General features: G+C 69.3%; 18 protein-coding genes and 1 tRNA gene. 9 read left to right on the forward strand and 10 right to left on the reverse strand.

Annotation, left to right across the window (positions count from 1 at the left end; genetic code table 11):
- The first annotated feature begins 729 nt into the window (after nt 1–729).
- Complete coding sequence (locus NL1_RS08815; protein WP_067836256.1) at nt 730–2,169, forward strand: lipase maturation factor family protein; 1,440 nt, start codon at nt 730–732, stop codon at nt 2,167–2,169.
- 822 nt (nt 2,170–2,991) lie between these two features.
- Here NL1_RS08815 and NL1_RS08820 read toward each other — a convergent pair.
- Nucleotides 2,992–3,064 (reverse strand) — tRNA-Gly (locus NL1_RS08820).
- A gap of 75 nt (nt 3,065–3,139) precedes the next feature.
- Between NL1_RS08820 and NL1_RS08825 the strand changes: the two genes are divergently transcribed.
- Entirely contained in the window at nt 3,140–3,607 is a 468-nt protein-coding gene (locus NL1_RS08825) for a GNAT family N-acetyltransferase (protein ID WP_281180802.1), read from the forward strand.
- Nucleotides 3,608–4,054: 447 nt separating this feature from the next.
- Here NL1_RS08825 and NL1_RS08830 read toward each other — a convergent pair whose 3' ends face one another.
- Nucleotides 4,055–4,921: an SDR family oxidoreductase gene (locus NL1_RS08830; RefSeq protein WP_067836261.1), complete on the reverse strand. Its 867-nt coding sequence runs from the start codon at nt 4,919–4,921 to the stop codon at nt 4,055–4,057.
- 85 nt (nt 4,922–5,006) lie between these two features.
- On the opposite strand from NL1_RS08830, the gene NL1_RS08835 reads away from it, so the two are divergent.
- Nucleotides 5,007–5,807, forward strand: a complete 801-nt coding sequence (locus tag NL1_RS08835; protein WP_067836264.1) for an AraC family transcriptional regulator — start codon at nt 5,007–5,009, stop codon at nt 5,805–5,807.
- A gap of 46 nt (nt 5,808–5,853) precedes the next feature.
- On the opposite strand, the gene NL1_RS08840 is transcribed toward NL1_RS08835, so the two are convergent.
- Nucleotides 5,854–6,603, reverse strand: coding sequence for a lysophospholipid acyltransferase family protein (locus tag NL1_RS08840; protein ID WP_067836267.1), 750 nt, complete (start codon nt 6,601–6,603; stop codon nt 5,854–5,856).
- A 99-nt stretch (nt 6,604–6,702) separates the two neighbouring features.
- Between NL1_RS08840 and NL1_RS08845 the strand changes: the two genes are divergently transcribed.
- Nucleotides 6,703–7,662: a hypothetical protein gene (locus NL1_RS08845; protein WP_084510413.1), complete on the forward strand. Its 960-nt coding sequence runs from the start codon at nt 6,703–6,705 to the stop codon at nt 7,660–7,662.
- A gap of 178 nt (nt 7,663–7,840) precedes the next feature.
- Nucleotides 7,841–9,376, forward strand: a complete 1,536-nt coding sequence (locus NL1_RS08850) for a Rieske 2Fe-2S domain-containing protein (RefSeq protein ID WP_067836270.1) — start codon at nt 7,841–7,843, stop codon at nt 9,374–9,376.
- Nucleotides 9,377–9,441: 65 nt separating this feature from the next.
- On the opposite strand, the gene NL1_RS08855 is transcribed toward NL1_RS08850, so the two are convergent.
- The 7 genes from NL1_RS08855 to serS all read right to left on the reverse strand — a co-directional run bounded on the left by NL1_RS08855 (nt 9,442) and on the right by serS (nt 18,535).
- Nucleotides 9,442–9,777, reverse strand: a complete 336-nt coding sequence (locus tag NL1_RS08855) for a BP74-related protein (RefSeq protein ID WP_067836273.1) — start codon at nt 9,775–9,777, stop codon at nt 9,442–9,444.
- Between the two features lie 159 nt (nt 9,778–9,936).
- The gene (locus NL1_RS08860; protein WP_067836276.1) at nt 9,937–10,968 is read right to left on the reverse strand and encodes a MauE/DoxX family redox-associated membrane protein; all 1,032 of its coding nucleotides are present in this window, start codon (nt 10,966–10,968) and stop codon (nt 9,937–9,939) included.
- A gap of 335 nt (nt 10,969–11,303) precedes the next feature.
- The gene (locus NL1_RS08865) at nt 11,304–12,302 is read right to left on the reverse strand and encodes a DMT family transporter (RefSeq protein WP_067836342.1); all 999 of its coding nucleotides are present in this window, start codon (nt 12,300–12,302) and stop codon (nt 11,304–11,306) included.
- A 215-nt stretch (nt 12,303–12,517) separates the two neighbouring features.
- Nucleotides 12,518–13,777 (reverse strand): oxygenase MpaB family protein, encoded by a 1,260-nt coding sequence (locus NL1_RS08870; protein WP_067836279.1) that lies wholly within the window; start codon nt 13,775–13,777, stop codon nt 12,518–12,520.
- A gap of 114 nt (nt 13,778–13,891) precedes the next feature.
- Nucleotides 13,892–15,190, reverse strand: a complete 1,299-nt coding sequence (locus NL1_RS08875) for an MFS transporter (protein ID WP_422615829.1) — start codon at nt 15,188–15,190, stop codon at nt 13,892–13,894.
- Nucleotides 15,191–15,336: 146 nt separating this feature from the next.
- Entirely contained in the window at nt 15,337–17,187 is a 1,851-nt protein-coding gene (locus NL1_RS08880; protein ID WP_245673150.1) for a putative bifunctional diguanylate cyclase/phosphodiesterase, read from the reverse strand.
- A gap of 85 nt (nt 17,188–17,272) precedes the next feature.
- Nucleotides 17,273–18,535: a serine--tRNA ligase gene (gene serS, locus NL1_RS08885; RefSeq protein WP_067836283.1), complete on the reverse strand. Its 1,263-nt coding sequence runs from the start codon at nt 18,533–18,535 to the stop codon at nt 17,273–17,275.
- Nucleotides 18,536–18,696: 161 nt separating this feature from the next.
- Here serS and NL1_RS08890 point away from each other — a divergent pair, with 161 nt between their 5' ends.
- The 4 genes from NL1_RS08890 to NL1_RS08905 all read left to right on the forward strand — a co-directional run bounded on the left by NL1_RS08890 (nt 18,697) and on the right by NL1_RS08905 (nt 22,480).
- The gene (locus NL1_RS08890; RefSeq protein WP_067836286.1) at nt 18,697–20,397 is read left to right on the forward strand and encodes an aldehyde dehydrogenase family protein; all 1,701 of its coding nucleotides are present in this window, start codon (nt 18,697–18,699) and stop codon (nt 20,395–20,397) included.
- Between the two features lie 60 nt (nt 20,398–20,457).
- Nucleotides 20,458–21,600: a septum formation family protein gene (locus tag NL1_RS08895; RefSeq protein ID WP_084510414.1), complete on the forward strand. Its 1,143-nt coding sequence runs from the start codon at nt 20,458–20,460 to the stop codon at nt 21,598–21,600.
- Between the two features lie 13 nt (nt 21,601–21,613).
- On the forward strand, nt 21,614–21,964 hold the full coding sequence (locus NL1_RS08900; protein WP_067836289.1) for a metallopeptidase family protein: 351 nt from the start codon (nt 21,614–21,616) through the stop codon (nt 21,962–21,964).
- A 192-nt stretch (nt 21,965–22,156) separates the two neighbouring features.
- On the forward strand, nt 22,157–22,480 hold the full coding sequence (locus NL1_RS08905) for a PE domain-containing protein (protein ID WP_067836291.1): 324 nt from the start codon (nt 22,157–22,159) through the stop codon (nt 22,478–22,480).
- Nucleotides 22,481–22,503: the final 23 nt, after the last annotated feature.

Genomic DNA, 22,503 nt, shown 5'->3' on the forward strand with positions numbered 1-22,503 from the left:
GTTCACACGGTGGCGTTCATGGGGTCCACGGCACCGGGCTGCCAAGCCAGCGGACCGGCGCTCCCCTGGGGATCCGGCAGTCCAGTCGAGGCTGGCCGAGCGGGCCACATAGCTTGCTGACGCACCACATAGGCGGTGCCTGTGTAAGCGTCCGCACGGTCTGCGGCGCCGGCCTGAGCACCTCGCAGGCCTTGTCAACGCCTCGCAGAGGTTGCAGCGGCTGCGAGGCGTCAAGATAGGCTGCGAAGCCCGCGAGGCAGCGCCCACTCTGGCGAAGTCCAGCACCCCGATCGGGGCTGCCCTAAGCAGCCCACACATCGTGCCGACGTGTCACACAGGCGGTGCCTATGTGAAGCGTCCACACCACCTGTGGCGTCCGGCTTGCTGAGCACCTCGCAGACGTTGTCGACGCCTCGCACAGGTTGCAGCGGCTGCGAGGCGTCAAGATGGGCTGCGAGGACTGCCGGGAGCGCCCAGTTCCGCAAAGTCCAACGCTTGGTCGGGGCTGCCCGGACTGCGTATCGTGCCGACGCTTCACCGAGGCAGTGGCTATGCGAAGCGTGTTCACCGACTGTGGCGTCAGGCTTGCTGAGCAGTTCGCATGGCTGTCGACGCTTTGTGCAGGGTGCGGCGGCTGTGGCGCAGAGTTCAGTGCCGGGTTGGGGGCGTTTTCGCACTGGTCGGTCGGGTAAACAGAGAGCACCTTCCACCGTCCGAGGAGATGCGGGCATGGAGTGGTTCACGGCTCCCGAATACTCGCAGGCCAGGCTGCTGTTCCAGCGTGGCCTGGCGGTCGTGTACCTGCTCGCCTTTCTCGGGGCGGCTTTGCAATTCCGCGCACTGATCGGCGAGCACGGCATGCTGCCGGCGCCGCGGTTTCTCCGGTACGTTTCGCCGCGACGTTCTCCGAGCCTGTTCCACCTGCACTATTCGGACCGGTTCTTCGCCGGTGTCGCGTGGGCGGGGGTGCTGCTCGCCGCCGCGCTGGTCGCGGGGCTGGGTGATCTGGTGCCGCTGTGGGCGGCCATGGTGCTGTGGGCGGCGCTGTGGGGGCTGTATCTCTCGATCGTCAACATCGGTCAGGCGTGGTATTCGTTCGGCTGGGAGTCGCTGCTGCTGGAGACTGGTTTCCTTGCGATCTTCCTCGGCAACGACACCGTGGCGCCGCCGCTGCTCGTGCTGCTGCTCGCCCGCTGGCTGGTGTTCCGCGTGGAGTTCGGCGCCGGGCTGATCAAGATGCGGGGCGACCCGTGCTGGCGCGACCTGACCTGCCTGTACTACCACCACGAGACCCAACCGATGCCCGGCCCGCTCAGCTGGTTCTTCCACCACCTGCCGCGGCCGCTGCATCGGATGGAGGTGGCGGCCAATCACGTCGCCCAGCTCGTGGTGCCGTTCGGGTTGTTCGCGCCGCAACCGGTGGCGAGCATCGCCGCGGGGCTGATCATCGTGACCCAGCTGTGGCTGGTGCTCTCCGGCAACTTCGCTTGGCTGAACTGGCTGACGATCCTGCTCGCGGTCACGGCGTTGGACGCGTGGGTCTTCGGCCCGCTGCCCATCCCCGAGGCGCGGGCGCTACCCGATCCGCCGTTGTGGTTCGTCGGCGCGGTGCTCGTCCTGACCGTGGCAACCGTGGGTCTCAGCTACTGGCCGGTGCGCAACATGTGCTCCAAGAACCAGCGGATGAACACTTCCTTCAACCCGTACCACCTCGTCAACACCTACGGAGCCTTCGGAAGCATCGACCGGGTGCGCAACGAGGTGGTGATCGAAGGCACCGCCGACGCCCGGATCTCCGACGAAACCGTCTGGCGTGAATACGAATTCAAGGGCAAACCCGGTGACCCGCACCGCTGGCCCCGTCAGTTCGCGCCCTACCACCTGCGACTGGACTGGCTGATGTGGTTCGCCGCCATCTCACCGCACTACGCGCGATCCTGGCTGCTCCCCTTCGTCGTCCGGCTGCTCCAGAACGACCCGGCCACCCTGCGCCTGCTGCGCCACTGCCCGTTCCCCGACGCCCCGCCCCGCTACATCCGCGCCCGCCTCTACGCATACCGCTACACCTCCCCACGCGAACTCCGCCACGACCACACATGCTGGCACCGCGAACTCGTCGACGACTACCTCCCACCCCTCACCCTGCACCAAGCCCGCGGCTTCGCCTGACCGGGTTCGGGGACGCGCTCGCGAGGCAGTGACGAACCCGCTGCGCAGGCCACCCGGTCGGCGTCGGCGAAATCGCTGCGCCAGGGCCCGCGAATCCCGCCGGACCCCACCTGCTGGCGCTGCGAACTCGTCGACGACTACCTCCCACCCTGCACCGAGCCCGCGGGATTCGCCTGACCGGCCTGGGGACGACTCGCTCACGAGTCAGTGACGAATCCGCCGCGCAAGCCCGCCCGGTCGGCGGCGATGTCAGGTCGGTGTAGTTGTTGCGCCACGAGCGTGCACTCCGCACCAACACACCTGCTGGCGCCGCAAACCCCGCCGACGAATCCCTCCCACTCTCACCCCTGCACCAGCCCGCGGCTTCGCCTGACCGGCTTCGGGACGACTCGCTCACGAGACGGTGACGAATCCCCCGGGCAAGCCCGCCCGGTCCGGCATCAACTTCAAGTCGGCGCAACCGCCAAGTCGGCGAAATCGCTGCGCAACGGCGCTCGACACGATCTGCTGGCGCTACGAACTCGTCGACGACTACCCCCTCACCCCTGCACCAAGCCCGCGGCTTCGCCTGACCGGCTTCGGGACGATGCGCTCGCGAGCCAGTTACGAATCCGCCACGTAAGCCTGCTTAGTCGGCAGCAATGTCAGTCGGCGAAATCGCTGCGCAACGGCCGCTCGATCGCCGCGACATCGGCGATCCCACTCGCGTTTGCTGGGCGAGCGGTCGGCTGCTGAACCAAGGTGGCGGTCTTCGTTCCCGGCAGTGGCACTCGCCATGGGAAATGGAGGATGTCGTGGATGCACGACGAGAAGGAATCGGAGAGCGGATGACGGGATTCGAACCCGCGACCCTCACCTTGGCAAGGTGATGCGCTACCAGCTGCGCTACATCCGCATGCACCGCGTGGCGGCCCGAAGGCGCGTTGCCGTGCGATGGGCAACTTTAGTCGGCGGGTGCGGGTGATTCAAAATCGGCCGCAGCTCACCTAGGTTGGGCGACATGGGTGAGGTGGTGATCGAGGTCGCCGGGGAGGCGACGGAGCAACTGGCGGAAGCGGTTTCGTCGTTGAATCGGCAGCTGTCCAGCAGGCCGAGAGTGCTGAGCGTCGCCGAGCTGGCCAAGCTGATCGAGTCGGAGGCAACCCGGCTGTTGATCGCCTATCTGGACGGCGCCCCGGTCGGCATGCTCACGCTCGTCACCTATGCCATTCCGACCGGGGTGCGCGCCAGAATCGAGGACGTGGTGGTCGACGAGGTGGCCCGGGGTCGCGGCGTGGCGCTCGAGCTGACGAACGCCGCCGTGGAGCTGGCCCGCGCGGCAGGCGCCCGCACCGTGGACCTGACCTCGCGGCCCGAACGCGAGGCCGCCAACCGGCTGTACCGGCGGGCCGGGTTCGAGGTTCGCGAGTCGGTCACTTATCGGCGAACGCTCGACTGATCAGACCTGTTTTCGACACCGTCGGGCCGCGCTGCGGTGGACGAGCGCTGTTAGACGGAGCCCGATATCGTGTGCGCCCGGTCGCTTCCGCCTAGCCGACTCCAACGGCCCGCCGCCCGGGCCTCGACCGCGACGCCGGCCCGGGCTCTCGGCCATCCGGAACGCGGCACTCACCGAACTAGCTCCACAAACAGCCCGCCCCGGGCCTCGGCCGCGGCTCACCTAGGTTGGCGGCATGAGTGAGGTGATCGAGGTCGCCCCCGCACAGTCGACCTGACCTTGCGCCCTGAGCGCGAGGCGGCCAACCGGCTGTTCCGCCGCGCCGGGTTCGAAGTCCGCGTCTCGGTCACCGATCGACGGACCGTCACGTGAAGCGACCGAAGAGTGCGCACACGCTTTTGACGCCTCGCACAGGCTGCAACCACTGCGAGGCGTCAAGACCAGCTGTTAGGACCGGGCCGGTACCGGGCGGAATACGTGGGCGTGGTCTGCGGCCCAATCGGCGTACGTGCGGGGCGGGCGGCCGAGCACCGTGCGCACAGCGTCGGTGCGCACGGCATTGCCACCCGCGCGCACATAGGCCTGGCCGGCGAGCGCGCCGTCGACGTACTCGGCAGACATGCCCGCGGCCAGCATGTGCTGCCGTGCCAGATCCTCCGGGATGTCGGCGACCTCGATCGGGTGGCCGAGGACCGCGGCGAGCACGGCGGCTTGGTCGGCGGTGGTGAGGAGTTCGGGGCCGGTGAGGGTGTAGGTGTGGCCTGCGTGGGCGGTGGAGAGGAGGGCTTCGACCGCGACCGCGGCGACGTCGCGTGGGTCGATGACGCCCTGGGCGCCCTCGCCGGTGAGGTTGGGCACGGGCTGACCGGCGCGGATGGGGTCGGCCCAGATCAGGGTGTTGGAGGCGAAGCTGCTCGGGCGCAGGATGGTCCATTCGAGTCCGCTCTCTCGGGCGGCCTGTTCGCCGGGCAGGTGCCAGGTGCCGACGCGGCCGAGATCCGGCTCACCGGTGCCGATGGCCGAGAGCTTTACGATGCGCCGTACGCCCGCCGCGCGGGCCGTGGCGATGAGGGCGCGATCGGTGTCGGCGTCGTCGGGGCCCAGTACGCCGACCAGGAACACGGCTTCGGCGCCCGTCATCGCCGCCGCCATCGACTCGGCGTCGCCGTAGTCGCCGCGCACCACGTCGACGCCCTCGAAAGCCTGTGCACGGGCCGGGTCACGCGTCACCGCACGGACCGGCACCTCGCGCGAGGCCAGCTGCCGGACGATCTCACTGCCGATGGTGCCCGTGGCACCGGTGATCAGAATCATGGCTAAGACGGTGCCGTGTCCCGGCCACCGCTTATAGGAAGTTTCGGCACAACCGGCGGGCGCGAAAGTGCCTAGAGTCGATGGGGTGCAGACCACGTCCGTCCGAACCGCCGAGCGCCTCGAATCCACCGAACACGCACCGGAATCGCTGCGCCCGTGGCTCACCGAACTCGGCCGGATTCCCTTGGTGCGGGACCTGTCCGAGCCCTTCGCGCACATCCCGCACACCGCGACCACGATCGTGCTGCGCACGGAGGAATCCGGACGGCGCGAGGCGCTGGTGCTCGGCCCGCGCACCAAGGCGACCTACTCGGCGGCGAAGACTCCCGCGAGTTGCGTCCGGCTGCGCCTGGCTCCCGGCGCGGCCCACCCGATGCTCGGCGTCGCCGCGAGCGAACTCACCGATCGGGCCGTGCGGCTCGCCGACCTGCCCGGTCCCGCAGCCGGTCTCGCCGACGCGCTCGCCGACCTGCCCCACGACGACATCCTCGCCTTCCTGGAAGACGAACTACCGCAGCGCCTTTCCGAAGACCCCACGCAACGCGCCCACCGCGGCCTGCTGGCCAAGGCCGCCACCGCCCTCGCCGAACCGGCCGGACGACCGATCCCGGCGCTCGCCGCCGATCTCGCGGTCAGCGAGCGCCAGTTGCGCAACCTGTTCAGTGCCGGAATCGGCCTGTCGCCCAAGCATTTCGCCCGCATCGGCCGGGTACGCCAGATCCTCGCCTACACCGGTAACACCCCGTGGGCGCGGATCGCGGCCGACAACGGCTACTACGACCAGTCCCACCTGACCGCCGATTTCCGCACCCTCATGGGCGTGCCACCGGGCAAGTTCTTCCGCGGCCACCTTCCCGCCGCTAGCCCGTGCCAGATGACGACCTGACCATGGCGCACAGCCGGTCACGCGAAATCACCCGACCTGCCGAGGATCAGTCGGCGCGACTCTCCCTGCGGGCCGCCTTCTCCGCCGCTTCGGCGGCGTCCATGGCGTCGGCCTGTTCGAGAGTCGGTGCGCTGCCGCCGAGCCGGGCGGGCACCCAGTAGGCGCCGGGCTCGTGTGCGTAGCCGTCCTGCGCCTCCAGCAGCATCCGCTGCATGGTGGCGCGCAGCTCGGCGGTGAGGTCGGCGGCGGGTTCGTAGGGCTCGATCGGCTTGCCGACCACGATGGAGATCGGAGTGTTGGTGCGGCCCAATCGCTTCGGGAAGCCCTTGGTCCACACCCGCTGCGCGCCCCAGACGACGATCGGGATGACCGGCACGCCCGCCTCGATGGCCATCCGCGCGGCTCCGGACTTGAACTCCTTGATCTCGAAGCTGCGGCTGATGGTGGCCTCCGGGTACACGCCGACCAGTTCCCCGCGTCGCAGGTATTCCACCGCGGCCTTGTAGGAATCGGCACCCGCAGCACGGTCCACCGGAATATGCTTGAGCGCCCGCATGATCGGACCGGAGATGTTGTTGTCGAAGACTTCCTTCTTCGCCATGAACCGGATGTAGCGCTTGGGAGTGCGCACCGGCAGACCGGCGTAGGTGAAGTCCATGTAGCCGGTGTGATTGACCGCGAGCACGGCACCACCGGTCGCGGGTATATGTTCATCGCCCTTGACGATGAACTTCAGACCTTGCACGAAGAAGACGGTTCGGGCCAGCCCGATGATCGTCCGGTAGACGGGTTCCACAATTCCGCTAGCGTAGTCGCAGACTTTCCCATCCGGCAGTGGCGAAACGCCCACCGGGTCGGGATCCGCCCCGATCGGCTCAGAAAGAGGATCGTCGAAGTGGAACGCGCCCGACCGCTGCCGTATAGCGACCGGACCATCAGGAACGCAGGCCACCCGGCAACATCGAGCAAAAGTTCTTCGGCGCCGCCCGACCCGGCCACGCGACGTGGCTACCGCGGGGCGCTGATCGGCATGGCGCTCGGCGGCGCGCTCCTGCTCACCGGCTGCGACTCGGTTTCGGGGATCCCCGGCGACGACCCCGCGCCGGTCAAGGCGGCGACGACCCCCTCGGCCGCCGTCCCCTCCGCGGTTCCCACGACCGCGGCCACCAGCACGCTCGCCGCACCGCCCGCCGACGCGCCCGAGGTCGGCGCGGTGCCCGGCGTGCCGGATGCCGCGACCGCGCTGCGGCACTGGGCCGCCGACCTGGAGTCGGATACCATCGCCGAACTACAGGACAAGTGCTGGACCATGGCTCCGGGCAACGTCGCCGACATGTACGAGGACAAGCAGACCGTCCTCGCCACCCTCGCCCAGCCCGGCTCCGCCACGGCGAGCACTGTCACCTGGAAGAGCCGCAGCGCGACCGTCACCGTGGAGCGCGACGCGATCGCGACCGGTTACGCCTGTCCGCGGGTGTTCCCGGCAGGCACGGAGATCGGCTACAACGACGCCGATGCCCGCCACACCGTGCGCCGCTACCTGGCCCGCTTCGTCGGCGAACCGCTCGACCCCGCCGACAAGGAAGGCGACTACCCGCTGATCTGCAAGGCGAGCCCGGCCGAGTGGGACCCGAATGGCACCGGAAGCGCGACGCCGCCGCCGCTGGCGAACAACCCGGGCAAGCTCACCGGCGCGACCGATTTCGCAGGTCAGCAGATCAGCTCCGAAAGCATCGGTTCCGGCTACATCACCGTGGAGGTGCCGGTCACCAACTCCTCCGGCGTCACCCAGGTCCGCACGTTCACGCTGACCGAGGGCGACGAGGGGTACTGCATCGGCGACGTCTCGCCGTAGCCGGGCACCGTGAGCATCGTCATGTGAACGCAGCTACTAACCTGGGTGCCTGATAACGCCCATCTGGCGCGCGGAGCGCAGCCCGGAGGTACGCCCGATGGTGCCGCCGGACGAAGTTCGTCGATCGCTCAGCGCACCGCCGGAGCGCAGGCGGAGGTACGCGTAGGAGGAACAGCTCGTGCAGATCACCAGCGTCGGACACGCCGGATTCCACATTCGAACCGCGGCCGGAACGATCCTTTGCGATCCCTGGGTCAACCCCGCGTACTTCGCCTCGTGGGTCCCGTTCCCCGACAACACCCAGCTGGACTGGGACGAGCTGGGCAATTGCGATTTCCTCTACGTCTCGCACCTGCACCGGGACCACTTCGACGCGGAGCACCTGGCGAAGCACGTCAGCAAGGACGCGACCGTGCTGCTGCCGGACTACCCGGTGCCGGACCTGCGCCGCGAGCTGGAGAAGCTCGGCTTCCACACGTTCGTCGAGACCGAGGACTCGGTCAAGCACACCGTGACCGGTCCCGGCGGCGAGCTGGACATCATGATCATCGCCCTGCGCGCGCCCGCCGACGGGCCGATCGGCGACTCGGGTCTGGTGGTCTCCGACGGTGAGACCGTCTGTTTCAACATGAACGACGCCCGCCCGGTGGACATGGACGTGCTGCACGACGCGTTCGGCCACGTCGACATCCACCTGCTGCAGTACTCGGGCGCCATCTGGTACCCGATGGTCTACGACATCCCGACGCGCACCAAGTCCAACTTCGGCAAGCAGAAGCGCCAGCGCGGCATGGACCGGGCGCGCAGCTACATCGAGCAGGTCGGCGCGACCTGGGTGGTGCCCTCGGCGGGCCCGCCGGTGTTCCTCGACCCCGAGCTGCGCTACCTCAACGACGACCGCGGCGACGAGGGCAACATCTTCCCCGACCAGATGGTGTTCCTCGAACAGATGGAGATCCACGGCAACGAGGGCGGGGTCCTGATGATCCCCGGCTCGGTCGCCGACGTGCGCGGCAAGGAACTGTCGCTGACCCACCCGTTCGATCCGGCCGAGATCTACGCCTACAAGGCGGGCTACATCGAGCGGATGGCCGAGCGCCTCGCCCCGGTGCTCGAGGCCGAGAAGGCGTCCTGGGCGACGGGCGAGGGTTCCCTGCTCGAGCCGTTGCAGAAGCTGTTCGAGCCGATCATGGCGCAGAGCGATCTGATCTGCGACGGCATCGGCTACCCCGTCGGTCTGGTGATCGGCGAGGAGACGGTGGTGCTCGACTTCCCGAAGCGGGCGGTGCGCGCACCCATCGAGGGCGAGGGCAAGTACCGCTACGGGTTCCGCATCGCGCCGGAGCTGGTACGCACGGTGTTGCGCGACAACGAGCCCGACTGGGTGAACACCATCTTCCTGTCCACCCGGTTCCAGGCGTGGCGCATCGGCGGCTACAACGAATTCCTCTACACCTTCTTCAAGTGCCTCACCGACGAGCGCATCGCCTACGCCGACGGCTGGTTCTCCGAGGCGCACGACGATTCGGCGTCGACCGAGATCGCAGGCTGGGAAGTGCAGCGGCGCTGCCCGCACCTGAAGGCCGACCTGTCGAAGTTCGGTGTGGTGGAGGGGAACAACCTCACCTGCAACCTGCACGGCTGGCAGTGGGATCTGGAGTCGGGCCGGTGCAAGACGTCCAAGGGGCACGAGCTGCGCTCGCGCAAGCTCTGAGCCCGGTTTTCAGTGGACCCCGACCGGTGGTCGCGGCCGGGGCCCGCTGCCAACAACTTCGCTGATCAGCGGATCTCTCGGGTCAGCTTGGACGACCACGGACACCAGAAGCAGCCGGGTAGGAAGGCGCCGCACGCCTCGTCCAGATGGTCTTCGACGTAGTAGATGCTCGAGTCGCAGACCTCGATCGCCATGGTGAAGAAGGTGATCGTGTCGGGATCCAGGTGGAAGCTCCAGCCGGGGTTGTATTCGGCCGGGGTCTTCCTGATCCGGCCCATGACGTGGATCGACATCTGCTCCTCGCCGGACAGAATCCGGCGTGCTTCTCCGATGCGCTGCTCGTTGGTCAGCCGGATGATGAATTCTTTGCCCGAGTAATCGGTGAATGCGAAGTCCGCCATGACATCTCCCTACCGAAGGTGGTTGGTTGGTCCGCGCGGTTCTGCATCGATGCGTTCCGATCGTATCGGTGGACAAGGGTCGCTGTTCGCGAAATTCGATGCGCGACAATCGATTTGGACTTTCAGTCGGTTTCTTTCGTGGGAAACATGCAGGCTGGGTCAGCTCCGGCCGTTGGCGGCGGCGCGTTGGCCGTTGCTTCGAGAGGAAAGCTGAGTCCGGACGGATTTCCTGGCGAGAATCAGCTCGCGGGTCGCGATAGCGCCCCGCGCGACGGGCGCGGCGACCCGTCCGTCGGCGTCGATCAGCACGGCCGACGGTGTACCGCGGACGCGGTATCGCAGCGCCGCCTCGTTGCCCTGCTGCACCAGCGACGGAATATCGCCGAGCCCCTGTTCGACGCCCCATGCAGCCTGCTCCGCGGCGTCCCCGTTCCCGACGACCACGATGGTCAGGTCGGTGCGCGCCCGCCACCGCGGCAGCTCCCGCGCCAGCGCGGCGCACAGCTCGCAGCCCGGGTGCACGAACACCAGCAGCACGGCTCGGCCCGCCGCGAGCAGGTCCGCGAGATTCGTGCGGTCGCCCGCGACGTCGAGCAACTCGAACTCCGGCGCCACCGAACCGACCGGCAAGCCCTCGGCACCCAGCGTCGACAGCGCCTGCTCGTCGAGCCTGCGCCGCAGCGCGCCGACCTGGCCGACCAGCCACGCCAGCACGCCGCACAGCACCGCGACGAGCGCGAGCCCGGTGGCGGTGTCGGCGGGCAGTCCGGCAGGCACCGAGGGATGAGCGAACGCGCCCCACAGGACCAGCGCCGCGAGCAGCATCAGCGCGCCGTTGCGCACGATGCTGCGCGCGCCGATCGGCGTCGCACTCGCAGCTCCGAAGCACGAGCACGCCGGATGCTTCCCGCGCCGCAACAACCGGACAATGGCCGCGGTGAAGACCGTCAGCAAGAGCAGCGCGCCAACCGCCGCGGCCGCCACCGTCCACGGCAGGACCGCACCCACCGCGAGCGCCGCCTCGACGACCGGCAGCCCCCACGCCACGGCGGGCACCCACCGCACCGGCACCTCGAAGTCCCCCACCGCCTGCCGCGTCCCCGCGCGATCGGCCAGTTTCCCCCAGGCCGACAACCCGAACACCACGGCGAGCGCCAACCGCGTCACCCACACCCCGTATTCGATCAGCATGGGCCGCACCCTCCCACATCTGCGGTTATTCGAAATCGGAATCGCCGGAAGAGTATGCGAGGTGTTGCGAAGAACAGCCCGCTTTCCTGGCGGACGGCGACGCTCACGCCCGGTCCGAACAACCCGATATCCGCCGCTGCACACAGCACGACGGCATCGCCCGAGCGAGCGAATCTCGGCGAGCGCACCGTCGCACAACGTGATCGTCGCACTGTGCCGACGCGCGATCGGTGTGCCCGCCACCGCGCAGACCTATGGCGCTGAGGCTGTGGGTCAGCGAGATCACCGGGGTGCAAGCAGGCAGGAGGAGGTAGTCGATTGGCGGGAAGCCGAGGTCATTCGTTCGGCGACCGGTAATCGGCCAGCGTGGAAGTGGTGCCGGGACGTTGCTGTGCGGCCAGCGCCACCGCCGCAAAGGTGAGCGCGCAGCCCAGTACGGACCACGGTGACAGTTGCGGGCCGGTCGGGATGAGCAGGTCGAGGGAGATGGCGGCGGCGAGCTGGCCTGCGACGGAGGTGAGGCCGAGGAGCAGGACGCCGATCCAGCGGACCGTGAGGGCAGCGAGGGCGATGAACGCGACGCCGATCGCTCCGCCGAGGTAGAGCCAGGGTTCGGCGGGAAATTCGCCGAGGCCGCCCGTGCCGGTCAGCAGGGCGGCTTCGATGAGCAGCAGCGCGACGAGCCCGACGGCGAAGTTCACCAGGGCCGCCGAGAACGATCCGCCGACCGCGCCGACGCGTCCGTTCACGGCCTGCTGCCAGGCCAGGCCGATGCCCGCAAGCGCGGGCAGCACAATGAGCAGCGCGGACGGGACCGCGCGCAGCGATTCGGGGAGGGCGAGCGCGCCCGGCACCGCGCCGGAGCGGTCGGCGACGGCGAGAAACACCGCACCGACGGCGAGCGCCGCGCCACCCACCCGCAGCGCGGTGATCGGCGTCGCGCCGCTCGGCGCCAGACCGAGCCGGTCGACGACCAGGCTGCTCGACAGTTGCCCGGCGACGACGGCGACGGTGAACGCGGTGACGCCGATCGCCGCGACGGTCAGACCCTGACAGGCGACGAAGAACGCGCCGAACAACCCGCCGAGCAGCTGCCACCTGTGCAGCGTCCCGTCACCGATTCCCCGCCGCACCGCGCCGAGCCCCGCACGCAGTCGGCCGCTGAACGCGAACGCGATCACAAGCAGAAGCAGTCCGGTCCCGAAACTCACGGTGGCGGCGGCAACGCCATCCTGCAACCAGACACCGAGCGCACCGTTGATCCGGGCCTGCACCGCGACACCCGCGCCGATGCAGAACCCGAACAGCAACCCCAGCCTGGTCCGCCCGGTCATTTCCGCACCGTACCCGCGGGTCGTTCGGCACTCGACGCAGCCCTGAAAGACCGGTGCGGCCATGCCTTTCCCGAGCGCTAGAGCGAAACTCGGTGACCCCGGCGCGGCCTGTCGCCCGGCGGTGACGCCGGTCATCGGCGCGATCGGCTCGCCGCATCCGCCGACTTGCGGCTCGAACGTGCTGCGACCCTTGTTCGGCATCGCCACGCTGAGCGTCAGCCCGCGCGCAGTTCCCCGCGGTCGGCGGCGAAGCGATCGTGTCTGGCGTAAGTTCGGTCGCCGCCGTTGCGGGCGATCGAGCCGCGCACGAGGCGGGTGCGGACACGGGCTCCGACGTTCTCCTGCAGCCGGGTGGCGCCGGGGATGACGCGGCGCGGGACTTCCAGCGCGCCGTTGATCGCGGCGGTGGCCAGCACGGCGTACTGGAACAGGCGGCTGTCGGGCAGACCGAGGAAATCGGAGTTGGTGCGGCCGAGCACGATTCGGCTGTAGGCGACCATGTACTGGGTGACCAGGTGACGGATCGCGCGTTGCCCGGGCGTGCTGTCGCCGACGAACAGCCCGCCCGCGGCGGGGATCAGCGCCTGGGCCAGGCGCTGAGAGTCCTCGTCGGGGATGAACTCGGTGTCGGCGAGGATCCAGAAGGCGCGCCAGGTGTCGGTCTCGCAGGTCGGCAGGATCTCGGGGTCGATGCCGAGCAGGAAGCCGATGTAGCGCCACAGCTGGAAGACGGCGTCCTTCTCCCGTGCGGAGAACCGCAGGCCGAGCGCCTGCGCGCCCACCAGGTTCGCCATCGAGAAGAGTCCGAGCGTGCCAACGGTGAGCACCTGGTTGACGGGCTGGTCCCAGGCCGCGTAGTCCCAGTCGGGGCGGCGGTTCATGCCGGAACGCACCAGCGCGTGCATCAGCCGCACCCGCAGCACGCTCTGATAGCCGATCCCGTGCCGCTCCAACGCGCCGGGCGTGGTGACGTCGAGCCACCACTGGGTGGTCTCGGCGAGCCTGCGCGGCGCCATCGCGTCGAGATCGCCGGTGCCGACCAGGGTCTTGTCCGCGCGCGAGGCCAGGTAGCCGCCCATCAGCGCGAACATGCCCATCGCGATGCCGCCCCAGACGCCGGTCCGGTTCACCACGCGCGCGCCGCGATCGATCTTCCCCCGATCCAGCCAGTACGGATCAGCCTCGACCTGCTCGAAGAAGGCGCGTAGCTCCCGCGGTGCGTCGGGCACCGCGTCGATACCGTGCGCCACCGCGGTCTCGAACATCCGGCGGCCCTCGCCGACCGGCAGTCGCTGGATCATGGCCACCACGTCGTCGGCGAGCGGGTCGCCGACCTGGGCGAAACGGCGGAAGGAGTCCCGCTGCGCAGCGGTGCAGCGCAGGTCGCCAGGCGCGAGCACCGGTACCGCGTACTTGAAGGGGAACTCGGTGAACAGCTGCGGAGTCGGCAGGAATTTCCGGTTGTCATGCGCCATTGCATTGCACCCATCGGATCGAGCTTCGCGCCGAGTATCGGGCGCGTTCCGATAAGACCGTCCCACAAATTCCATTATCTGGCAAGGACCTCTGCCAGATAGCTACGCCGTCACTCAGGCTTGTTCGGTGACTTCGGCCCGCCGCGGCAACCACGCCGGGGTGAGCGCGGCGATGGCGAGCATGACCAGGCCGAGCAGCGCCAAGGTCGTGGCCATCGAGAGCTGGATCGTCGCGAGCGCGACGAACCCGAAGATCACCAGCGACACCACCTCCGAGAGCAGGCCGGACACCGAGGTGACCGTCGCGCGGGCCGGTCCCTCGATCGCGTCCTGCAACCGGGATTCGGCGACCACCTCGGCATTGAGCACGACGCCGTAGCCGATGCCGATCGCGGTGAAGCCGATGCCGGTCAGCAGGTACACCGCGTCCGGGCGATCGGTGGCCAGACCCGAGATCAGCGCGCCGCCGATGAACAGCGCACCGCCGACGGCGACGGCCGCGGCGATGGTGCGGGCGGACAGCCGCGCCGTGCGGCCCGCGAGCAGCGAGCCGGTGAGCGAACCGACCACGGTGAGGCCGACCAGCAGCGGCACCACCACGGTCGGCGCGCCGGCGGACTGCGCGAGCAGCGCGAAGTACTCGTCGTAGGCGGTGATGCCGAACAGCAGCGCGCCGAGCAGCACGCCGTTGCGCACCCGGCGCACCCGGATGGCCTCGCCGACGCCGGTGCGCAGCATCGTCACGTATCGGGTCAGCACGCCCGACCGACCGGCGGCCACGACCGGAGCCCGTCCGTCGCCGGGCACGACGGGATGACCCGGCACGGTCGCGACGGCGTCGGGCGCGTCGTCGGTGAGGTCGTCGACCGACGCCGCCCTCGGCGCGCTCGGCAGCGACACCGCGACGAGCACGTGCAACGCCGCGATCGCCACGCTGGACCAGCCGACCAGGGCGTACCCGCCCCAGGCATACAGCGGGGTAGCGGCGAGGATCGCCACGACCACGGCACCCTCCGCCGCCGCGCGGGCGTAGCCCATGATGCGCGGGTAGGCGGCGGGTTCGCCCCTGGCGACCAGGTCGTCGTAGATCAGCGCCTCGAACGTGCCCGACTCCAGTGCACTCGACACACCCCACAGCACGAAGCCGATCGCGAAGCCGAGATAGGACGGTGCGACGGTCCACAGCGTGAAGGCGCCGAGCACCAGCGCGCCGCTGAGGATCAGCAGGCCGCGCCGGGACACCGTGTCGGCCCAGGCGCCCGACGGCACCTCGAGCACGAATGCGGTGATCGACCACAGGGCGAGCAGCGAGGAGATCTGCGCGGTGTTCAGGCCGTGTTCGGCGAACAGCAGCGCGTACAGCGCGTAGAGCGGGATGAGATCGCGCGAGCCTTTGAACAGCACCGCCCGCACGGCGAGACCACGGACGCCGTGATCACGACCCCGTCGCGTGGAGGGTGCGTGCGAAGCTCAATAGCCGTTGATGATCAAGCGCATGTTCTTCAGCTTCGGCGTCGGCCCTCGACCGCGTCAAGCGATTTTCCGCGGCGGCGGGCGACTCAACCGAGCGGCAGCCAGCCGTTGGCCGCGGGCAGGGAATCGCCGTCGATCTCCCGATCGGCCAGTCCGGAACCGACCCGGCCCTGGCCCTCGTTCAGATCGTTGATCAGCTCCGATACCGGATGCGAATCGCTGTAGTGGTAGCCCTGGGCGAGCGCGAAACCGAGCTCGGTCAGCACCGCCGCCTGGTACTCGGTTTCCACGCCCTCCGCGATGACCTGCAGGTCGAGCGCGCTGCTGAGTGCGGCGATCACGCCGAGCAGCGGCGGCGCGGGGGAATCGGAGCGGATGGCCGCCACGAAGGATTGGTCGACCTTCAGGATGTCGCTCGGCAGGGTGGCCAAGCGGCTGAGCGAGGAGTAACCGGTGCCGAAATCGTCGATGGCGATGCGCACGCCCCGGTCGCGCAGCGTGTGCAGATTCGCGATGGCGGTCTGGGATTCGGCGGCCAGCTCGCTCTCGGTGACCTCGAGCACCAGCTGATCGGCGGGCCATCCGGTACTCGCCAGAATGCCGGACACCCGGTCGGCGTAACCGGATTCGGCCAGTTCCAGGCCGCTGACATTGACATTGAGTGTCAGGTCCAGCTGCGCGAAGGTCTCCTGCAAGCGGGCCGCGTCGGCGCAGGCCCGGCGCAGCACCAGCTCGTCCAGATCGGAGATGAGGTCGTATTCCTCCGCGACCCGGATCAGCCCCTCGGTGGTGACGTCCGGCTGCGCGCTGGACGACCAGCGCAGCAGCGCCTCGACGCCGACCGCCTTGCCGCCGCCCTCGGTCAGGCTGACGATCGGCTGATAGTGCACGTCCAGCGCGCCGCGATCGATCGCCTCGCGCAGTTCGACGGCCAGCGGCAGCTGCCGGGAGGACTCGAGCACCGTCCGGTTGCGACCGGCCTGCTTGGCGCGGTAGAGACCGACGTCGGCGCGGCTCACCAGCAGCGAACCGGACTCGCCCGGCTGCCACGAGGTGACACCCGCCGAGCAGCCGGTCGTGACGGCCGCCCGCAGCTGCTCGGTGAGCAGGATCGCGGCCTGTTCGGTGGTGTTCGGCAGCAACAGGGCGAAGGCGTCGCCGCCGTAGCGGGCCAGCCGCTGCTCGGGGGTGAGCAGCTTCGACCAGGTATCGGCCACGCGCTGCAGGACCGCGTCACCCGCGCGGTGGCCGAGGTGATCGTTGATCTTCTGGAAGCGGTCGAGATCGACGAGCACCAGCGAAAGGCCCTGCCCGTTGCGGGTGGCCTGCTCGATCGCGGTGTTCAGGGCGCGGTCGAAACCGCGGCGATTCAACAGACCGGTGAGCACGTCGATATCGGCTTCGGAGGCCATCCTGGTCAGGATGCCGACGACGACGCCGACGCCGAACGTCACACCCGCCGGGATCAGACCCGACCACCAGGGCAGGTCGCGCGCGGGCAGCGCCCACAGACACAGCGCCATGGCGAAGGCGATGTGCGCCATCGCCTGCGGCCAGCGGAAGAACAGGGCCGCATCGCAGGCGATGAAGACATAGAACGAGGCGAGGCTGATGCCGCCGACAGTGTTCGGGAACGAATGCACCGCGACCGTCACCAGCACGGTCGCGATCGCGACATAGCCGTGGTGGATGGAATGCGGCAGTCGCGGACCCCACGCGAGCAGCGTCAGACCCAGCGCCAGCGCGATCGCCGCCGCTGTGCCGACCAGTGGTCGATTACCCTCATCGCCCGGTGCGATGGCCGTGATCACCAGACCAAGCACACCACCCATGACGTAGAACGCCCCGGTGGTCCGAGCCATGACCATTGCCGTCGCCAGCGCCGATGCCGCCCGCACCCGGGTTCGGGTATCGCCGCGCGCCCCGATTCCTCGCACGGGGAATAGCCTAGACACAACGCATCTCACTGGTTGCCACATCCCCGGAATCCGGGCATGGCGAACCAGTGGCTATTGCCCGTGGTCAGCCCGCGGGTCGCAGCACGTCGGTGCCGACGAACGGCACCAGCGCCTCGGGAACGCGCACCGAACCGTCGGCCTGCTGGTGGTTCTCCAGCAGCGCGACGAGCCACCTGGTGGTTGCCAACGTGCCGTTCAAAGTGGCTGCGATCTGCGGTTTTCCGTTCTCGTCGCGGTAGCGCACGGCGAGGCGGCGGGCCTGGAAGGTGGTGCAGTTGGAGGTCGAGGTGAGCTCGCGGTAGGTCTGCTGGCTCGGCACCCAGCCCTCGCAGTCGAACTTGCGCGCCGCCGAGCTACCCAGATCGCCCGCCGCGACATCGATGATGCGGTAGGGCACGTCGATGGCCGCGAGCATCTCCCGCTCCCAGGCGAGCAGGCGCCGGTGCTCGGCGTCGGCCTCCTGCGGCGTGGTGTAGACGAACATCTCGACCTTGTCGAACTGGTGCACCCGGATGATGCCGCGGGTGTCCTTGCCGTAGCTGCCCGCCTCGCGGCGGAAACACGACGACCAGCCCGCGTACCGCTTGGCGCCGCCGCTGAGATCGAGGATCTCGCCCGAGTGGTAGCCGGCCAGCGGCACCTCCGAGGTGCCGACCAGGTACATGTCGTCGTCGGCCAGGTGGTAGACCTCCGCCGAGTGCTTGCCGAGGAAGCCGGTCCCCGACATGATCTCCGGGCGCACCAGCACCGGCGGGATCATCATGGTGAATCCGTTGGCGACGGCCTTCTGCGCGGCCAGCTGGAGCAGGCCGAGCTGCAGCAGCGCGCCGTAGCCGGTGAGGAAGTAGAACCGCGCGCCCGACACCTTCGCGCCGCGCTCCATGTCGATCACGCCGAGCGCCTCGCCGAGCTCCAGGTGGTCCTTCGGCTCGAAGTCGAATTCGCGTGGCGTTCCCACGGTTTCGAGGACGATGTAATCGTCCTCGCCGCCCGCGGGCGCGCCTTCCTGCACGACGTTCGAGATCGCCCGCTGCGCGGCGTCCAGGTCGGCGTCGGCGGCGTGCTGGGCCGCCTCGGCCTCCTTGACCTTCACCGACATCTCCTGCGCCTGCGACAGCAGCGCCGGGCGCTCCTCCTTGGACGCCTTGCCGACCAGCTTGCCCATCGCCTTGTGTTCGGCGCGCAGGTTGTCGGCGGTGGCGACCGCGGCGCGCCGCGCCGAGTCCGCCTCCAGGAGGGCGTCGACGAGGGCGGGGTCTTCGCCGCGGGCGCGCTGCGAGGCGCGCACCACGTCGGGGTCCTCCCGCAGGAGTCGGAGGTCGATCATGGGCTATCAGCCTAGTCGGCGGGCCTTCGGCGTTTCACCCCGATATCGGTCTGCGGGTCCCGTGGGTCCGATCGGCCACAACGGCCCGCGCTCGCTGACCTGTTTGCGCCGATCTGTCCAGTTCCTGGCCGCCCGGGGCGCGACGCGCGCATAGTTGGCTTGTGGGCACGACTTTCGACGAGACGACCATCGACAACGCCCTTGCCGACCTGTCCGCGGGCGAGAAGACATGGGCCGCGATTCCGCTGCGCAGGCGCAGAGAACTGCTCGACGAGCTGCACAAACGCACCGGCCGCTTCGCGGGCGACTGGGTGCGGGCCGCCTGCACCGTCAAGGACCTCGACGCGGACTCGCCGCTGGTCGGCGAGGAGTGGATGTCCGGCCCGATGGCGCTCCTGCAGGCCACCGCCGCTCTCTCCGCCACCCTGGCGAAGCTGGAGGCCGGGCGCAGCCCGCTGGACGGCGTCCGGCTGACCACCGCACCCGGCGACCGGGTCGCGGTGCCGGTCCTGCCCCTCGACACCTACGACCGGCTGCTGCTCAGCGGGTTCCGCGGCGAGGTCTGGCTGCGCCCCGGCGTGGACGCCGACAGCGCGCGCCGCCGAGCCGGGCTCGGCCAGCTGGATCCCGCCGCGACCGGCGGCATCGGCGCGGTGCTCGGCGCGGGCAACATCACCTCGATCCCGCCGCTGGACACGCTCTACGAGCTGTACGCGCACAATCGCGTCGTCGCGCTCAAGCTCAACCCGATCACCGATCCGCTGTTCACGGTGTTCGAGATGGTCTTCGCGCCGTTCATCGAGCTGGGCGTGCTGCGGATTCTGCTCGGCGGCGCGGAGGCGGGCGGCTATCTGGTGCGTCATCCGGACGTCGCGCACGTGCACATGACCGGCAGCGCGGGCACCCACGACGCGATCGTCTGGGGGCGCGGCGCCGAAGGCGCGGCGAACCGGCGTGCGGGCACACCGCTGCTGGACAAGCCGATCACCAGCGAGCTGGGCGGCGTCTCCCCCACCATCGTGGTCCCGGGCGACTGGTCGGACGCGGATCTGAGCTTCCAGGCCGAGCACATCGCGACCCAGCGGCTGCACAACGGCGGCTACAACTGCGTGGCCGCGCAGGCCGTCGTGCTCGGCGCGGACTGGCCGCAGAAGGACCGCTTCCTCGACGAACTGCGCACGGCGCTCGAGCTGGCGCCGCAGCGGACGCCCTACTACCCGGGCAGCGACAGCCGCGTCGCCGACGCGCTCGCGTCCTACCCGGAGGCAGAGCGGCTCGGCCAGGGCCGGGTGCTGATCGACGGACTGCCCGCCGCCGACACGCCGCTGTTGCGCACCGAGTACTTCTCGCCGGTGCTCGGCGTTGTCGAGCTGCCCGGACGCGGCGGCGAATTCCTCCAGCGTGCGGTCGATTTCGCCAACTCCGAACTGACCGGAACGCTGGGCGCCAACGTGCTCGCGGATCCCAAGACCATCGGCAGGCTCGGCATAGCCTTCGACCGCGCCGTGGAGCGGCTGCGCTACGGCACCGTCGCGGTGAACGCGTGGACCGGCCTGGCCTTCCTGTCGCCGCGCGCCACCTGGGGCGCGTTCCCCGGCCACACCCTCGACGACGTGCAGAGCGGAATCGGCGTGGTGCACAATGCCTTCCTGCTCGACGAGGTGGAGCGCACGGTGGTGCGCGGGCCGTTCCGGCCGGTGCCGCGGTCGCTGCTCGGCGGCGAGCTCGCGCTCTCGCCCAAACCGCCGTGGTTCGTCGGCAACGGCACCGCCGCCGCGACGGGCCGCAAGCTCACCGAGTTCTACGCCGATCGCAATCCAGCGCGGCTGCCCGGTGTGTTCCTGTCCGCGTTTCGCGGTTGAGCGCGCCGATTCGGCCAGGTCGTGGCACCGGAGGGCAGACGGCTGCCATGATGGAGCGCAATGTCCTCCGATGATGTGTCCCAGACTCCGCAGCCCGAGAAGCCGCCGACGGGTCGATCGGCGCGCTCGGGTTCGTTCCCTCGATCCCTCGCGTCCGCGCGCGACGCGCTAGCCGAAGGCGGCGGGCTGCACCTGTCCGCGCCGACGCTGCGCTGGGGGCTGCTCGCCGTCGCGGCGGGCGCCGTTGCCGCGGCCTTGGTCACCCTGTTCGTGACCGGCTTCGACAACGAGGCAGGCCTCGAGGCGCACAACCCCGGCGCGCCCGCGCAGACCGTGCTGGACAAGGAATTCGGCACCGCCGCCAAGGGCGACTGCCTGAGCTGGACCAAGTCCGACCGCAGCGACCTGGTGAAGGTGTCCTGCGGCAGCAGGCACCTGTTCGAGGTCGCCGCCGACATCGACATGAGCAGATACCCCGGCGTGGAATTCGGGCCGGGCTCGCGCTTCCCGGATTCGCTGCGGCTCACCGAGCTCAAGGAAGAGCACTGCGTGCCCTCGGTGCAGCAGTACATGAGCGGGAAGTTCGATCCGCGCGGGCGCTATGTCGTCGGCCTGATGTACCCGAGCCCGGACGGCTGGAAGCATGGCGACCGCACGCTGCGCTGCGGCCTGCAGTTCTCGGGCAGCACGGGCACGCCGCTGCCGTCGCAGGGCAGCGCGGCGGAACACGACCAGTCCAGGGTGTTCCAGCCGGGCATCTGCCTCGGCATCAACCAGAATCTGCCAACCGATCCGGTGGACTGCGCGCAGGCGCACGCGGTGGAGATCGTCGCCACCGTCGATCTCGGCGCCCATTTCAACGGCGGCCCGCCCGCCAAGGAGGAGCAGGACAGGTACGTCGAGGAGGAGTGCGCCAGGTTGGCCACCGATTACCTCGGCTCGCCCGAGGCGATCCGCGACAAGACACTGACGCTGTTCTTCGACTACCTCGACGCCCGCAGCTGGATGGCGGGCAGCCGCAAGCTGGACTGCATGGTCGGCAAGGGCACCGACGGCGAGGGCTTCGCGCCCATCACCGGTTCGGCCAAGGGCGAGATCCTGATCAACGGCCAAGCCCCTGTGCCGCCGCCGAATTCGGGTCGCTCCACACCCGCACCGCTGCCCGGCGCGGCTCCGCTGCCGCCGCAGCCGAGGCCCCGGTAGGTCGCGTTCACCCATGACGGTCTTCATGTCCGAGGACCGGTTCGAAGAACTGGTCTCCGACGCGCTCGATCTCATTCCGGCCGAACTCGCGCGCGCCATCGACAATGTGGTCGTGCTGATCGAACCGCGCAATATGGAAGACCCGCATTTGCTCGGGCTCTATCACGGAATCGCGTTGACAGAGCGTGACAGTCAATACGGCGGCGCGCTGCCCGACACCGTGACCATCTATCGCGACGCGATTCTGGAGATTTGCGCCGACGAGGAAGAGGTGGTCGAAGAGGTCGCGATCACCGTGATCCATGAGATCGCACACTATTTCGGCATTGACGAAGACCGGTTGCATCAGCTGGGATGGGGCTAGTCTTTACCAAGTCGCCGGTGCGAAGCCGCGTCATCCGGACGGACACGGTGCGCAGGGGAGCGCGGGCGGCTGGCAAGATCGCAAAGAAGTAGGGGATTCGATGGAACCGATCGCGTGGCTGTCGCGTCCTATCACTCGTAGGGGGAATTCTCGTGGTTCCGCCCCATAGCCGCCACTAGAAGGAGTCGAGTAATGGTTGGCCACGTATCGATCTCGCCCGAGATCATCCTCGCCGCCGCTGCCGAGCTGGACCTGCTGGCCGAACGGCTGGCCGGCGCCGCGGCGATCACCGCCCCGGCGACGCACGTCATTCCGTCCGGCGCCGACGAGGTGTCGCTCATCGCCGCCCACCACTTCAACAAGGCCGCCGCGACGCACGACGGCTCCGTCGCCCAGGGCATTCTCGAGCTGCACCATGCCGCGGCCGTGCTGCGCATGCAGCTCGCCACCCACGTCGCCGAGGACGTGGTCAAGGCGGGCGTGATGCGCGGCGTCGCGGGCACCATCGGCGCCTGATCGCGGACATCGAGACACAAGGG

It is taken from the genome of Nocardia lijiangensis NBRC 108240, from assembly GCF_001613045.1.
In the GTDB taxonomy this organism is placed as follows: domain Bacteria; phylum Actinomycetota; class Actinomycetes; order Mycobacteriales; family Mycobacteriaceae; genus Nocardia; species Nocardia lijiangensis.

What these genes read in the sequence shown, in the direction of transcription:
- NL1_RS08815 (WP_067836256.1), top strand. Translation starts at nt 730, where the DNA reads ATGGAGTGGTTCACGGCTCCCGAATACTCGCAGGCCAGGCTGCTGTTC.
- NL1_RS08830 (WP_067836261.1), bottom strand. Translation starts at nt 4,921, where the DNA reads ATGATTCTGATCACCGGTGCCACGGGCACCATCGGCAGTGAGATCGTC.
- NL1_RS08855 (WP_067836273.1), bottom strand. Translation starts at nt 9,777, where the DNA reads ATGGCGGACTTCGCATTCACCGATTACTCGGGCAAAGAATTCATCATC.
- NL1_RS08860 (WP_067836276.1), bottom strand. Translation starts at nt 10,968, where the DNA reads ATGCTGATCGAATACGGGGTGTGGGTGACGCGGTTGGCGCTCGCCGTG.
- NL1_RS08865 (WP_067836342.1), bottom strand. Translation starts at nt 12,302, where the DNA reads ATGACCGGGCGGACCAGGCTGGGGTTGCTGTTCGGGTTCTGCATCGGC.
- NL1_RS08870 (WP_067836279.1), bottom strand. Translation starts at nt 13,777, where the DNA reads ATGGCGCATGACAACCGGAAATTCCTGCCGACTCCGCAGCTGTTCACC.
- serS (WP_067836283.1), bottom strand. Translation starts at nt 18,535, where the DNA reads ATGATCGACCTCCGACTCCTGCGGGAGGACCCCGACGTGGTGCGCGCC.
- NL1_RS08895 (WP_084510414.1), top strand. Translation starts at nt 20,458, where the DNA reads ATGTCCTCCGATGATGTGTCCCAGACTCCGCAGCCCGAGAAGCCGCCG.
- NL1_RS08900 (WP_067836289.1), top strand. Translation starts at nt 21,614, where the DNA reads ATGACGGTCTTCATGTCCGAGGACCGGTTCGAAGAACTGGTCTCCGAC.
- NL1_RS08905 (WP_067836291.1), top strand. Translation starts at nt 22,157, where the DNA reads ATGGTTGGCCACGTATCGATCTCGCCCGAGATCATCCTCGCCGCCGCT.